Genomic DNA, 14,801 nt, shown 5'->3' with positions numbered 1-14,801 from the left:
AGCTGTTTTATTTGGTTGTTTATCTTCTACAAGAAGCTTCTTTTTACTTTATGCCAAAATGAATTATCTTTTAATTTTACGGTCTTGATTCTTTTATTTGTAAGCTCAAAATTCAAGGTTTCACAATGTTTGATACTCATCGCCTCATTGTCCATACCGATAATCGGATAATGGCTGTTATCATGCTTGATCTTTAATGTCATCTTACGGTTATCACTTAGGATAAACGACGAACCTAAAGTGCGATAGTGATTGTTATTTAATGAAGCGAGCTCACTGATTTGATAGCAAGCTAGCATCGGGTCAACGACTGCTCCGTTAACTGACTTATTGTAAGCAGTACTCCCTGTAGGAGTCGAAATGATCATTCCGTCTCCACGGAATGTTTCGAAATATAAATCATCAATGAAGACATCGATCTCAAGAGTTCGAATAATAGAAGAGCGAAGTGAACATTCGTTTAAGCAAAAAAATGACCCTTGTCCATCAATGTTTACCGATAGAGCAGGATATTTTCTAACTTCAACTTGTTCATTTTTCATCGCTTCAATCATACCTGCTTGATCATCAATATGAAAATCGCAATAAAATTCATTCTCGAGTGTACTGACGCCAACATACAGACAATCATCTCTGAAGCCCGTTTTACGGACAGCTTGTAAGAAGGTGCCATCACCACCAATACTAGCTATGATGTTTGCTTCTTTCTCATCTTCAACTAGTTCAAAGCCCTCTGTTTTGGCCAATGAAAGTAATGAGTTGATCTTCTCTAAAGTACGTTCTTCCTTTTTATAAAAGAAGAATATTTTATTACGAACAGCCATTATGCCTTCCTCCCTTACATTTCTCTGCTTTCCTATTCTGTTCTTAGTCATTTAATCGAATTCCTGATTCTATTGTAACAGACATCATAACGTTTAGATTGAATGCCCTCTGTCCATAATGAAAAGATAACAGAAGGGGAGAGCATGTATGGTTTGGGTGACAATCATAATTGGTATCTTACTGCTTTTATTAATCGTAATAAGTTTTTCTACGATTCATATTTCTATTTATTTCGTTCACAGAAATGATAATAGTAACATTCAAGTGAATTTTAAGATGTATCGTTTTTTAAAATATAAATTAAATGTGCCACTCATCATGGTTGATGCTCAAGATCATTCTGTAAAGATCCGAGAAGAAAAACAAACAACGCTCGGACAAAAAAAGGAAAAGAAGAAGATTACGTTCTCACAATTAAAAAATCAATATCAATCATTTAATAAGATGCTAAAGCACATCAACCATTTTTACCAGATACTCGCAGCATTTTTAAAGAAGATGAGAGTGAAAAAAGTAGAATGGCATAGTGCGATCGGACTTGGTGAAGCATCTTCCTCAGCTATAGCAGCTGGTACTGTTTGGGGTTTCAAAGGAATAGCGATACAAGTGCTGAATGCATTTTTTAAACTTGAAGAATCTCCGAATATATCCGTTGTTCCTGTTTTTCAGGGTATGCATAGTGAAACGCGGTTTTCTTGTATGATTTCATTTAAAATCGGGCATGCTATTGTCGTTATGTTAAAAATCTTAAAGTCCTGGCGAATAGTAAGTCGTTCGACTAAGGTGAATTCTGAATATATGACTGGAGGCATGTAGAAAATGAGTGAACACCCAATCCAGGGTTTAATGAAAACCGCGATGGAAAACTTAAAAGAAATGATCGATGTAAATACGATTATTGGTGATCCTGTAGAGACACCCGACGGCAGTGTTATTCTAACGGTATCAAAAGTAGGATTTGGATTTGCAGCAGGTGGAAGTGAATTCGGTGGACAGGAGGAATCCCGTAATTCATCTACACAGCAAGGATCTTCTAGTCAATCAAAAGAGATGCCTTTTGGTGGAGGAAGCGGAGGAGGAGTTTCGATTACTCCAATTGCATTCCTTGTTGTAAGCAATACTGGGATCAAAACGATCCACTTAGATAATAGTACGCACCTTTACGAGAGAATCTTAGATCTAGCACCTGGTGTGATTGATAAGCTTCAGCATCTCATGAACAAGAACAAACATGATCACGGACCTTCAAGCACACAAACTCATGAGTTTTAAAAAAGCTAACATCTCGTTAGCTTTTTTTTCTGCATTGCTTTAAGATGGAAGGGAAAGTACATAATTTATACCTTAAAGGAGGAGTATGATCATGGCTGTAACATTTAAGGAAAAACCAGTTACATTACTAGGAAATGAAGTAAAAGTAGGGGACCAAGCTCCAGATTTTAAAGTGTTGGCAAACGACATGTCTGAAGTGAGCCTTGCAGATTCTAAAGGAAGTGTACGTTTGATCGCTGCTGTTCCTTCGGTTGATACAGGCGTATGTGATGCTGAAGTTCGTCGTTTTAATGAAGAAGCATCTAAGCTTGATAACGTTAAAGTATTAACGGTTTCAGTGGACTTGCCTTTTGCACAAAAAAGATGGTGTGCTGCAGCAGGTATCGAAAATGTTCAAACTCTTTCTGATCACCGTGATCTTTCATTCGGTAAAGCATACGGCGTTGCGATCGAGGGACTTCGTCTCCTTGCACGCTCCGTATTTGTTATTGATAGCTCTGATAAAGTTACGTATGTAGAATACGTAGACGAAGTAACGAGCCATCCGAATTACGAAGCAGCGATCGAAGCTGCTAAAGCAGCAAAATAGACATTCAGACATCTCCGGTAAAGCTTCAAAATACCGGAGATTTTTTTGTTTTAAATATTGCTCACAACCTCCATTTTGGTAATGGTAGAAGTTAATGATTGTATATATAGTACGTAGTTTGCTAAAATGTTTCCTGTGAAAACTTAGGAGGAAGCTATATATGAGTTCTTTTAAAGATGTAGAAAAGCTATTTGTTGTTCTCGACAACACAGCAACGGCAATTAAGGATAAAATTGAACTGCCTTATTTAGACGCTCTTGTAGAATCAGGAGAAAATCTGTTCTTTCAGGAGATACCAAAAGAATACCCAAAAGAATTATCAACTGTATTAACAGATGAATACAAAAAAGTGAATGTTACAGAATTCGGTAAAGAAGAAACGCGTAAAGCATTTCAGTTGGCTGTACTAAAAGGTATGAAAGAAGCTGTTCAGCCCCATCATGCGATGACGCCAGATGCGGTTGCACTTTTTGCAGGATACCTCGTACAAAAATTCATGAAAAAATCCGAAAACCTTACATTGTTAGATCCTGTAGTGGGTTCAGGAAACTTGCTAACAGCTGTTATGAATCAGTTGAAGGATAAAGAGTGTGTTTCATTTGGAGTAGAAGTGGACGAAACTCTTTTACGTTTAGCGTGGGTCAATGCAAATATCCAAAAACATAAACTTGAACTTTTTCACCAAGATGTGATCAAACCACTCTATGCAGATCCTGTTGATGTTGTTGTAGCCGACTTGCCTGTAGGATATTATCCTGATGACGAAGCAGCTAAAGCCTTTAAAGTACATGAAAAAGAAGGACATACTTATGCTCATCACTTAATCATTGAGCAATCGATTCATCATTTGAAAGAAACAGGCATTGGGATATTTATCGTGCCGAACAACCTCTTTGAAAGTGAACAAGCGGACTTGTTTAAAAGTTGGATGAAGGAAACAGTAACCGTCCTAGGTCTTCTTCAACTTCCTGAATCATTGTTTAAGTCATCCGTACATGCAAAGAGTATCCTGATTCTTCAGAAGAATGGAGAAGGTGCAATAAAGCCTAAACAAGCGATGCTAGCTCAGCTTCCATCCTTCTCAAATAAAAATGGTTTAGGAAATGTAATGGAACAGATTAATGAGTGGTTTAAAACAGAGTGGGAACGTGAAAAATAACAGCGTGGGTCTATCCTATGCTGTTTTTTTATGCATTTGCAAACGGATTCAAGTCTGAATTGCATGAATATAAGGTGTAAGCGTTTTACAACCTTGATATTAATAAAGGTCAATGTTTAAATAAGGAAGGATTAAGTTTCAAGTGAGATGGAAGTTGGAGTTCTCATCCTACTATTTCATTGAATATGAAGGAGATGGCTATTTTGGCTAAAATTATTGCAATTAATGCCGGAAGCTCGTCCTTAAAATTTCAGTTGCTTCAAATGCCTGAAGAAGAAGTACTGACTAAAGGACTTGTAGAACGTATCGGATTAAATGATTCAGTTTTCACAATCGAAGTGAATGGTGAAAAAGTTAAAGAAATTAAAGATATCCAAGATCATTCAGAAGCAGTATCAATGCTTTTAGATAAATTAGTAAAACATAACATCATTTCTTCTCTAGATGAGATCGAAGGAATCGGTCATCGTGTTGTACATGGTGGAGAAAAGTTTAACGACTCTGTTTTAATCACAGATGAAGTTCTTCATGAAATTGAAGAAATCTCTTATCTTGCACCACTGCACAATCCAGCCAACGTTGTTGGAATCAAAGCGTTCAAAAACGTATTGCCTAACGTACCTGCAGTTGCTGTTTTTGATACGGCTTTCCATCAGTCCATGCCTGAAAAATCATTCTTATACAGCCTTCCATACGAGTATTATGAAGAATACGGAATTCGTAAATACGGATTCCATGGAACAAGTCACAAGTATGTTTCAGAGAGAGCTGCGGAGCTTCTTGGACGTCCGGTTGAACAACTTCGTCTTTTATCTTGCCACTTAGGTAACGGTGCAAGTATTGCAGCGATCGAAGGTGGAAAATCGATTGATACTTCTATGGGCTTCACTCCTTTAGCAGGAGTTACAATGGGCACTCGTTCCGGTAACATTGACCCGTCATTAATTCCTTACATCATGCAAAAAACTGGTCAAAGTGCTGAAGAAGTAATCAATGTATTGAACAATAAGAGTGGAATGCTTGGAGTTTCTGGCTTCTCTTCTGACCTTCGCGATATTGAAAGTGAAGCAGAAAAAGGGAATGAACGTGCAGAGCTTGCTTTAGAAGTTTTTGCTAGCCGTATCCATAAATACATTGGATCTTATGCAGCAAGAATGGCAGGTATTGATGCAATCATCTTTACTGCTGGTATCGGTGAGAACAGTACGGCTGTCCGTGAGCGCGTACTTCGTGGTTTAGAGTTCATGGGAGTATATTGGGATCCAGCTCTTAACCAAGTTCGTGGTAAAGAGGCATTCATCAGCTACCCTCACTCTCCTGTAAAAGTTATCGTAATTCCTACAAATGAAGAAGTGATGATTGCGCGTGATACAATGCGCTATGCGATGTAGTTTTTAGAGACAGTCTTTTCCCTCGGAAAAGGCTGTTTTTTTATGCTTAGATATGCAAGTGAAAGGAGGAATATGGAGTTGTTTAGCGTAAACCATTTAATGAGCAAATAAATAGCGATCACCTCTTAAAAGAGGGAGGCCAAAATATGTACACAAAGGAACAATATCTTTACATGAACAATCAAAATGTAAGAGCTGTCGTTCGGAATTATGAACAAAAGGATTTTGCTGAACTCCTTTCCATTCAAAAAGAAAGCTTTCCTTCTCCATTTCCCCCAGAATTATTATGGAACGAAAAACAGTTATATAACCATATCTCGCTCTTTCCGGATGGAGCTCTATGTGTAGAGATCAATGGAGTCCTTGCTGGATCAGTAACAAGTTTACTCGTGGATTATGACTTGGAACATCCGCAGCATACGTGGGAAGAGATAACGGATAATGGCTATATCACCAATCATGATCAAAGTGGAAATACACTGTATGTTGTAGATATTTGCATAAGACCATCACACCGTAAATTAAATTTAGGCAAGCTTCTTATGCAATCTCTGTATGAAACAGTCGTTCACCTTAAATTACAGAGATTATTAGGCGGAGGGAGGATGCCGGGTTATTCAAAGCATTCACATGTTCTTTCTCCTCAAGATTATGCTGACAAAGTGATTAGTGGTGAGTTATATGATCCGGTCATATCGTTTCTTTTGCGATGTGGAAGAAATCCGCTGATGCTTATCCCGAATTATATTGAGGACGAAGAATCGTCTAACTATGCTTTGTTGATGGAATGGAGAAATCCCTTTCTATAAGATTGCTCATTCGGTGTTTTTTACTTTAAGAGTGATTTATACTACACTATTTAAAAGGTTTTAAGGAGGATGCTTATGGCACTAACAGAGCGTGAAGAACAAATCTGGCAGGACATTAATGCGTGGGAAGAAGATTTTTTTACATATGAACCAACGGATTTTGGCCGTACTTACGAAAAATGGGCAACAAGGCAAATGGACCTTCTTCCAGACGAGATGCAAGAGACGATAGGAGAGTATGTTGATTCTGCACTGTTTCATATTCATGCTCTTATTCAGAATTCACAATTCCAACTGGATACGAAGCAAAGGCTGTTGTCTGAAGCAAGAGTCTTTAGAGACGATATCTTTGAAATTGAAGATCTGAAAAAGTGTTCGATCGATCAGTTGTCTTATATGGCAGACCAGCAGATCGCAAGAAACAGACTGTTGTCATTCTCTCAAGGAGGACTCGCCGGCACAGGTGGACTTCTCTTCTTAGGTACAGACCTGCCTGCAATGGTTGCTCTAGGAATCCGCTCTGTGCAATCTATCGCGATGCACTATGGCTATGATATACAAAGACCTGCAGAAATGATGCGTTCGTTAAAAGTTTATCATGCAGCAACGATGCCAAAGCGTTTTCAGCAGGAAAAGTGGGACGAACTAATGGTTGAGATCAGAGAGGAAGAAGATCCGATTTTTTATGCAGGAAAAGATGTGATCGCAGATGTGTCCTGGATGTCTCATCCGATACAGCAAGCTGTGAAGATGATGGCGATTCTCCTTCTCAGAAAGAAGCTCACTCAAGGTCTGCCGATCTTCGGTATGGCACTGGGTGCATTCATGAACTATCAACAGTCGAGAAAGATTACAGAAATTGCACACAAATTTTATCAAAAAAGATATCTTTACGAAAAATATTAAGAAACAGGTGTTGCATCCATGAGTGAAAAAGAACATAAAGCTGAAGCACCACGAGTGGTTAGATGCATGATCGTAACCGTTAGTGATACACGAAATGAAGAAACAGATAAGAGCGGCAAATTGATACATGCTTTTTTAGAGAAAAAGGATCATAAAATTGCTGCATACAAAATTGTTAAAGATGAGATTAGATCCATTCAAGATGCTGCGGAATACGGTATACAGAATGAAGAGATTGATGTTGTCCTTTTTAATGGAGGAACAGGAATCGCTTATAGGGATGTAACAATTGAGGCATTAACGCCTTTATTCGATAAAGAGATCTCTGGTTTTGGTGAACTTTTTCGCATGTTAAGCTATACAGACGATATTGGCTCTGGTGCGATGCTGAGCAGAGCAGTAGCGGGAGTTAAGGATAGGACAGCGATATTCGCACTCCCTGGTTCATCAGGTGCTGTAAAACTAGGCATGGAGAAATTAGTCATACCCGAGCTGTCTCATGTTGTTCAACAGCTGAATAAATAAGGATGTTTGTTAAAGAATATAGTCCAAAATAAAGAGGATGCAAAATGCATCCTCTTTATTTTTATGTGAAGACTCCTACTATCGAAAAGACCCTAATTTAATCATGAATCTTTGATGTTATACTCTGATTCAATCTGTACCATAGCCAAAGATCGTTGATGACAGAAGCGAGGCTCGCGATTTTATTGTTCAATTCGCATGAGACCTTAAAATGTTCTTCGGTTGATAGTTGGTCTTGCAACTCGTTAATTATCTCTTCGATCTCTCCGATTCGATCAGGAATTCTTCCTCTGATCTTTTCCCATTGTAACATTATCGCTTCTTGAGTCGCCATATCGTACTTTCCCCACGATTTATTTAAATGCGGAACAAAGATTCCGAGTCTTTCATCCCAAACAAAGTCATTCTGCAATTGAAATCACCTCTATTTCTATTGTACAAAAGGGTGGAGTGGGATGGTAGATAAAAGTTCGATGTTATTTTTATTCATTTTAAAGAATAACCTTGCAATCCCTGTGATGTTTTTGTTATAGTATGAACTATCATAAATGGTATTTTTATAAAAAAAAATGTATAAAAATAAATAAATATTCATTTTTGTCTATAACAAAAGGAGAGATTTCATATGGGGAAAAAGGTAGTTTTAGCTTATTCTGGAGGATTAGATACGTCTGTTGCGATTCCTTGGCTAGTTGATAAAGGATACGAAGTTATTGCATTATGCTTGGATGTAGGTGAAGGCAAGGATCTTCCTTTTATACAATCAAAGGCGTTATCAATCGGGGCATCTGAATCGATCGTACTTGATGTTCAGAAGGAATATGCTGATGAATATGCATTAGTAGCTCTACAATCACATGCATTGTATGAAGGGAAATATCCACTCATCTCTGCATTAAGCAGACCGTTAATCGCGAAAAAGTTAGTAGAAACTGCTAAAAAATATGGAGCTACAGCCGTTGCTCATGGATGTACTGGAAAAGGGAACGACCAAGTTCGTTTTGAAGTTTCTGTTTCTGCACTCGCTCCTGAGCTTGAAGTTCTAGCGCCGGTTCGTGAATGGAGCTGGTCTCGTGAAGAAGAGATTCAGTATGCAAAAGAACATGATATTCCTGTTCCAATTAAAAAGGAAAATCCGTTCTCTATCGATCAAAATTTATGGGGAAGAAGCAATGAGTGTGGAATCTTGGAAGATCCTTGGGCTGCACCACCAGAAGAAGCATATGAAATGACTGTTGCTCTCGAACATACGCCAGATGAGCCGCAGATTGTTGAGATTGGATTCGAACAAGGTGTTCCAGTATCACTGAACGGTCAGCATGTTACGTTAGATGTTCTGATTAATCAGTTGAACGAATGGGGAGGCGCGCATGGTGTTGGACGTATCGACCATGTTGAAAATAGATTAGTAGGAATCAAATCTCGTGAAGTTTACGAATGTCCAGCCGCAACAACGCTTATTAAAGCCCATAAAGAACTTGAGGATCTTACATTAGTTAAAGAAGTCGCTCACTTTAAACCGATCATTGAAAAGAAGATGACTGAACTGATCTATGAAGGTTTATGGTTCTCACCGTTACATGCATCTTTAAAAGCTTTCTTGGACGAAACACAAAAACATGTAACAGGTACAGCTCGTGTTAAATTCTTTAAAGGGCATGCGATCGTCGAAGGAAGAAAATCACCTTATTCTCTTTATGATGAAAAATTAGCAACATATACATCAGACGATGCTTTTGATCATACAGCTGCGAAAGGTTTTATCTCTTTATGGGGACTTCCTACAAAAGTTAGCAGCATGGTTCAAAAAAATGAGGTGAAAGTGTGAAGAAGTTATGGGGAGGACGTTTCTCAAAACAGCCTGAAGAATGGGTAGATGAGTTTGGAGCATCCATCTCTTTTGATCAGCAATTGGCCAGTCAAGACATTAAAGGAAGTTTGGCTCATGCTAAGATGTTGTTTCAGTGTAAGATTATTGACGAGAGTGCTTATGAAAATATAAAGAATGGTTTGCTTTCTCTTCAATCAGATGTTGAAGAAGGGGAGCTTACGTATTCTGTTAAATACGAAGACATTCATTTGAACCTTGAAAAATTATTAACAGACAAAATTGGACCGGATGGCGGAAAACTTCATACGGCAAGAAGTCGAAATGATCAAGTGGCAACAGATTTTCATCTTTATGTAAAAGAAGAAACGTTATTGATCATTGCTCATATTGAAGAATTACAAAAATCACTTTTGAATCTTGCAGAAGAGCATGTAGAAACGATCATCCCTGGTTATACACATCTTCAGCGTGCACAGCCCGTTTCATTTGCTCATCATCTGTTGGCGTACTTTTGGATGCTTGATCGTGATAAAGGAAGACTTCAAGATAGTCTAAAGCGTAGTGATATTTTGCCCCTTGGTGCTGGGGCTTTAGCGGGAACGACGTTTGATATCGACCGCAACATCACGATGAACGAGCTTGGATTCAGAGACAAGTATCTCAATAGCTTGGATGCTGTAAGTGATCGAGATTTTGCGATCGAATGCTGCAGCAATGCTTCTATGATCATGATGCATCTTTCTCGTTTTTGTGAAGAACTGATCCTTTGGTCTTCAGAAGAGTTTGGATTCATTGAGATCAGTGACAGCTTTACTACAGGCAGTTCCATGATGCCACAAAAAAAGAACCCTGATATGGCTGAATTGATCCGAGGAAAAAGCGGGAGGGTATATGGTTCGTTGATCTCCCTTCTTACATTGATGAAGGGATTGCCACTTGCATACAACAAAGACATGCAGGAAGACAAAGAACCCGTTTTTGATACGGTAAAAACCGTTAAAGGATGCTTAAGTATCATGACTGGCATGATGAATGAAGTGAAGATTCATGTTGATAAGATGAATAAAGCAGTGCATCAAGACTTTTCTAATGCTACAGAGCTTGCAGATTATCTAGCAAAAAGAGGAATTCCCTTCCGAGAAGCACATGAATTAGTTGGTCAGATGGTCCTTCAATGCATTCAAAAAGAGTGCTATCTTCTTGATGTGACGTTGGATGAGTATAAGGAATGGTGTCCGCTCGTTGAAAATGATCTGTTTGAGGCTCTATCTCCAAAAACAGCAGTAGAAAGACGAAATTCTGAAGGTGGAACTGGTTTTGAGGCAGTTCGCCAACAGATTGATGCCGCTCAATCAAAAATGGCCGTTTCCAATAATTAGCTCAAATGAACTTTCCTTGTAAGACAAAAACTATGATTAAAGTCTTGCGTTTGAAGGAGGAAAGTTATGATGGAAAACGAAAAACGTCCCAATCAACAGCTTGAATATGATGCTGAAGGTGAGATGACTGTTCATCAGCAGATAACAGAATCTTATCAAAGCGGAATCGTTGATAAAGTAGATCAAGGACAGCAAAGAACAAAACTTGATGAAGAAGAAAGTCTTTCATAACACAAGATTAAGGTAGCTCTATTACAGAGGCTACCTTTTTGTGTTCTAAAAAAAGTTATTACAGTTGCGAACATAAGCAGAATTTTTCATAAAACCAAAAATGAGAATGTTCTTTTTCCTTTTAGGGCACCTTAAAGCTGTCTTGAATTTATAAATATTCTAAGAAGATTCAACTTTTTATTTTGAGTTTTTGGTGGTATGTTAACTATAGAATAATGAAAATATTTCCATGTGAATTAAGGGAGGGTACAACATGAAAATAGGAGTACCGACTGAGATAAAAAATAATGAAAATCGAGTAGCGATGACACCGGCGGGCGTGTTGAATCTTGTGGCATCAGGTCATGAGGTGTTTATACAAAAAGGTGCTGGAATCGGTTCAGGGTTTACAGATGAAGAATACGAAAGTGCTGGTGGTGTTATCGTAGAAACACCGACTCAAGCATGGTCGATGGATATGGTCATGAAAGTAAAAGAACCGCTTCCTGAGGAGTACTGTTTTTTCCGAGAAGGTCTAATTCTCTTCACTTATTTACATCTTGCGCCTGAGCCAGAACTTACAAAAGCATTAACAGATAATAAAGTAGTTGGCATTGCGTACGAGACGGTTCAATTGCCGAATGGGACACTCCCTCTCCTTACACCGATGAGTGAAGTGGCAGGAAGAATGGCGGCTCAGATAGGGGCTCAATTCTTAGAAAAACCAAAAGGTGGGCTAGGTATCCTATTAAGTGGAATACCTGGTGTAAGACGTGGAAAAGTAACGGTTATTGGTGGTGGAGTAGTCGGGACGAATGCTGCTAAGATCGCTATGGGACTTGGAGCAGATGTTACAATCATTGATTTGAACCCCGAACGACTTCGTCAGCTTGATGATATTTTCGGTGTTGAGATCAACACGCTCATTTCAAATCCACTCAATATAGCTCTTGCGGTTCAAGAATCAGCATTAGTTATTGGAGCTGTGTTAATTCCGGGAGCTAGGGCTCCTAAGCTTGTGACAGAAGAGATGATTAAAGGCATGCAGCCAGGTTCTGTCATCGTGGATGTTGCCATTGATCAAGGTGGAATCTTTGAAACGGTCGACCGCATCACAACACATGATAATCCGACGTATGAAAAGCATGGTGTTCTTCATTATGCAGTGGCTAACATGCCAGGTGCTGTTCCGAGAACTTCAACGATCGGTCTGACTAATGTCACGGTACCTTATGCTCTTCAAATTGCAAACAAAGGTTATGTTCAAGCGTGTTTAGATAATGAAGCTCTACTTAAAGGAATCAATACATTAGATGGGTTCGTAACATACAAAGCGGTTGCTGAATCGCATCAACTAGACTATAAAGATGCTGTCTCCATTCTAAAATCAAACAAATAGATAACAATTAGAAAAAGTTCGTATTCCTTTTCTCTGGAATCGGACTTTTTTTCTGTTCTATAATAGGGTATGTAATGGAAGTAAGATATTTCAGCGTTTTATTTGAGAAGGGAGCATGTAATTATGAGAGTGACATACCACGGACATTCTGTACTTGAAATTCAAACCGGACAACATTCCATTTGGATCGACCCTTTTATTAATGGAAATGGACAAGCTAAGATCGATGTTAAGGACGTAAAAGCCGATGTGATTTTATTAACACACGGTCATAACGATCATGTAGGCGACACGGTTGAGATCGCAAAAGCGAATAACAGCTTGGTCGTAGCACCGTTTGAACTTGCTGAGTACTTACAAACACTCGGAGTAGAGGCACATCCTATGCATATAGGAGGAAGCCGCACATTTGATTTTGGTAAAGTGAAATTCACTCAAGCTTTTCATGGATCAAGTTATTCGCAAGAAGATGGCACTGTCGTATATACGGGAATGCCAGCGGGAATTTTATTCTCACATGGTGGGAAAACGCTATACCATGCAGGAGATACAGCTCTATTCTCAGATATGAAATTAATTGGAGAGTTTGCAAAACCAGATATTGCTTTCTTGCCTATAGGTGACAACTTTACAATGGGGCCGGAGGATGCATTAATCGCAGCAGAGTGGATCGGTGCTGAGGTTACCGTGCCAATCCATTACAACACGTTTCCTGTGATTGAACAGGATCCTGAAGCCTCATTCACATCTAAACTCGGAAACAAAGGAAAAGTGCTCATAAGCGGTGAAAGCATAAGTGTATAATGATTCTAACCTCCCTTTCTATGCATATTGATGATAGTAAGGGAGGTTGTGTTTTTTATGAGACAAGAAAAAATGGCAAAAGTTTTAATGTTGTTGGTGCTTTTCTATGTAGCGATACCTGTCTTATCGTTTGACGGTCCTCTGCTGCAACAACTTTTCTCGGCAGCATGGATGGGATTTGCGGGTATGCTTTTAGTTAGCCTTTTGTTTAAGAAAGATACACCAGAGAAAAGAGCTGTTAAAAAGCAGATTGTGACTCCAGATTCAAAAATGAAAAAAAGGATACACATGGAAAGTTGAGTTTCTGTTCTAATGCCTGTATAATCTGTATTAGTCAAAGTGATAAAACAGATAGATACAGGTAGAAGGAACGGTGAATGTAATGCTAACCAAGCATGAACAAATATTACAGCATATTTTGGACCTTGATGTCGGATCAAAAATCTCCGTTCGGCAAATAGCAAAAGATCTGACCGTTAGTGAAGGAACAGCTTATCGAGCGATAAAAGAAGCAGAGAATCAAGGAATCGTAAGCACGATCGAACGTGTTGGGACGATACGAATTGAAAGACAAGCAAAGAGTAATATTGAAAAGTTAACGTTTGCTGAAGTCGTAAATATTGTTGAAGGACAAGTACTTGGCGGACGCGCTGGTCTTCATAAAACGCTGCACAAATTTGTAATCGGAGCCATGAAACTTGAAGCAATGATGCGCTATGTTGATGCAGGAAGTTTATTGATCGTAGGTAACCGTGTAAACGCTCATGAACTTGGACTTAAAGCAGGAAGTGCAATCTTAGTTACTGGTGGCTTTGATACAGAGGAAGAAGTGAAACGACTCGCAGATGATCTTGAGCTTCCTGTCATCTCTACGAGCTATGATACCTTTACTGTTGCGACTATGATTAATAAAGCCATTCATGATCGTTTGATTAAGAAAGATATCGTTTTAGCATCTGATATTTTAATTCCGATCGATGAGACGCATTTTCTTTATCAACATGATAAAGTGCAGCGTTGGCATGAATTGAATCAACAAACTATGCATAGCCGTTATCCGGTTGTAGATCAAGGTAATCGCGTAACGGGAGTAGTTACTTCTAAAGATATTATAGGGGTACCTGTTTCCATGCAAGTAGAAAAAGTAATGACCCGTGCACCTTTAACCGTTACGGAAAAAACATCTGTTGCTGCTTGTGCTCATATGATGATCTGGGAAGGAATCGAACTCCTTCCTGTTATCGGAACCTCTCATAAACTAATCGGAATTTTAACAAGACAAGATGTATTAAAAGCGATGCAGATGATGCAAAAGCAGCCTCAGGTAGGTGCTACTTTTGATGATCTTATTACGACAGAGTTAAAAGAGCAAAAAGTAGATAATGAGATCACATACTCTTGCAGGATTACACCACAGATGACCAATCACCTTGGAACTGTTTCATACGGCGTTTTAATGACGATCGTTACGGAAACGGCGCGAAAAGCGCTGAGAAAAATTAAAAAAGGCGACCTCGTTGTGGAGAATGTTACATTTTATTATATTAAGCCCGTACAGATTGATAGTGATATTGAACTGATCCCCCGAGTGCTGGAAGTGAGCCGGAAATTTGGGAAAGTAGATGTTGAAATCCATCATGATGGAAAGATTGTTGGAAAAGCTATGATGATGGCACAGCTTCTTGATCATCGTTCATAAAAA

General features: G+C 38.8%; 17 protein-coding genes. 15 read left to right on the top strand and 2 right to left on the bottom strand.

Features of this window, described 5'->3' with window-relative positions:
* Positions 1–26: 26 nt before the first annotated feature.
* Positions 27–824 carry an NAD kinase gene (locus H9648_RS01085; protein WP_137788648.1) on the bottom strand — a complete coding sequence of 266 codons (798 nt, stop codon included), beginning with the start codon at positions 822–824 and terminating at the stop codon, positions 27–29.
* Between the two features lie 148 nt (positions 825–972).
* On the opposite strand from H9648_RS01085, the gene H9648_RS01080 reads away from it, so the two are divergent.
* The 8 genes from H9648_RS01080 (at position 973) to H9648_RS01045 (ending at position 7,476) form a co-directional block, all read left to right on the top strand.
* Positions 973–1,641, top strand: coding sequence for a DUF2953 domain-containing protein (locus tag H9648_RS01080; RefSeq protein ID WP_191751948.1), 669 nt, complete (start codon positions 973–975; stop codon positions 1,639–1,641).
* A gap of 3 nt (positions 1,642–1,644) precedes the next feature.
* On the top strand, positions 1,645–2,097 hold the full coding sequence (gene ytfJ, locus H9648_RS01075) for a GerW family sporulation protein (RefSeq protein ID WP_137788650.1): 453 nt from the start codon (positions 1,645–1,647) through the stop codon (positions 2,095–2,097).
* Between the two features lie 88 nt (positions 2,098–2,185).
* Complete coding sequence (tpx, locus tag H9648_RS01070; RefSeq protein ID WP_191752649.1) at positions 2,186–2,686, top strand: thiol peroxidase; 501 nt, start codon at positions 2,186–2,188, stop codon at positions 2,684–2,686.
* Positions 2,687–2,846: 160 nt separating this feature from the next.
* Positions 2,847–3,845: a class I SAM-dependent methyltransferase gene (locus tag H9648_RS01065; RefSeq protein WP_191751947.1), complete on the top strand. Its 999-nt coding sequence runs from the start codon at positions 2,847–2,849 to the stop codon at positions 3,843–3,845.
* 203 nt (positions 3,846–4,048) lie between these two features.
* Positions 4,049–5,236 (top strand): acetate kinase, encoded by a 1,188-nt coding sequence (locus H9648_RS01060; RefSeq protein WP_191751946.1) that lies wholly within the window; start codon positions 4,049–4,051, stop codon positions 5,234–5,236.
* Between the two features lie 146 nt (positions 5,237–5,382).
* A complete protein-coding gene (locus H9648_RS01055) occupies positions 5,383–6,045 on the top strand; it encodes a GNAT family N-acetyltransferase (protein ID WP_191751945.1) in 663 nt (220 codons plus the stop codon).
* A 75-nt stretch (positions 6,046–6,120) separates the two neighbouring features.
* Positions 6,121–6,951 carry an EcsC family protein gene (locus tag H9648_RS01050; protein WP_191751944.1) on the top strand — a complete coding sequence of 277 codons (831 nt, stop codon included), beginning with the start codon at positions 6,121–6,123 and terminating at the stop codon, positions 6,949–6,951.
* A gap of 18 nt (positions 6,952–6,969) precedes the next feature.
* Positions 6,970–7,476 (top strand): MogA/MoaB family molybdenum cofactor biosynthesis protein, encoded by a 507-nt coding sequence (locus H9648_RS01045; protein WP_191751943.1) that lies wholly within the window; start codon positions 6,970–6,972, stop codon positions 7,474–7,476.
* A 97-nt stretch (positions 7,477–7,573) separates the two neighbouring features.
* Here the strand turns inward: H9648_RS01045 and H9648_RS01040 are convergent, their stop codons facing one another.
* Positions 7,574–7,888, bottom strand: coding sequence for a hypothetical protein (locus H9648_RS01040; RefSeq protein WP_191751942.1), 315 nt, complete (start codon positions 7,886–7,888; stop codon positions 7,574–7,576).
* Positions 7,889–8,101: 213 nt separating this feature from the next.
* Between H9648_RS01040 and H9648_RS01035 the strand changes: the two genes are divergently transcribed.
* The 7 genes from H9648_RS01035 to H9648_RS01005 all read left to right on the top strand — a co-directional run bounded on the left by H9648_RS01035 (position 8,102) and on the right by H9648_RS01005 (position 14,798).
* Entirely contained in the window at positions 8,102–9,304 is a 1,203-nt protein-coding gene (locus H9648_RS01035; RefSeq protein WP_191751941.1) for an argininosuccinate synthase, read from the top strand.
* Positions 9,301–10,686, top strand: a complete 1,386-nt coding sequence (gene argH / locus H9648_RS01030) for an argininosuccinate lyase (RefSeq protein ID WP_191751940.1) — start codon at positions 9,301–9,303, stop codon at positions 10,684–10,686. The genes H9648_RS01035 and argH overlap by 4 nt, the downstream gene beginning before the upstream one ends.
* A gap of 66 nt (positions 10,687–10,752) precedes the next feature.
* Positions 10,753–10,917 (top strand): hypothetical protein, encoded by a 165-nt coding sequence (locus H9648_RS01025; RefSeq protein ID WP_191751939.1) that lies wholly within the window; start codon positions 10,753–10,755, stop codon positions 10,915–10,917.
* A 253-nt stretch (positions 10,918–11,170) separates the two neighbouring features.
* Positions 11,171–12,295 (top strand): alanine dehydrogenase, encoded by a 1,125-nt coding sequence (gene ald, locus H9648_RS01020; protein WP_191751938.1) that lies wholly within the window; start codon positions 11,171–11,173, stop codon positions 12,293–12,295.
* 123 nt (positions 12,296–12,418) lie between these two features.
* A complete protein-coding gene (locus tag H9648_RS01015; protein WP_191751937.1) occupies positions 12,419–13,099 on the top strand; it encodes a metal-dependent hydrolase in 681 nt (226 codons plus the stop codon).
* Positions 13,100–13,156: 57 nt separating this feature from the next.
* Positions 13,157–13,399: a hypothetical protein gene (locus tag H9648_RS01010; RefSeq protein ID WP_144698634.1), complete on the top strand. Its 243-nt coding sequence runs from the start codon at positions 13,157–13,159 to the stop codon at positions 13,397–13,399.
* A gap of 82 nt (positions 13,400–13,481) precedes the next feature.
* Positions 13,482–14,798 carry a DRTGG domain-containing protein gene (locus tag H9648_RS01005; RefSeq protein ID WP_191752648.1) on the top strand — a complete coding sequence of 439 codons (1,317 nt, stop codon included), beginning with the start codon at positions 13,482–13,484 and terminating at the stop codon, positions 14,796–14,798.
* Positions 14,799–14,801 lie beyond the last annotated feature (3 nt).

Origin of the sequence: Fictibacillus norfolkensis, assembly GCF_014836645.1 — a bacterium.
Taxonomy (GTDB): Bacteria; Bacillota; Bacilli; order Bacillales; family Fictibacillaceae; genus Fictibacillus; species Fictibacillus norfolkensis.
The sequence above is the reverse complement of the archived record's forward strand: the minus strand, read 5'-3'. Positions and strand labels throughout refer to the sequence as shown.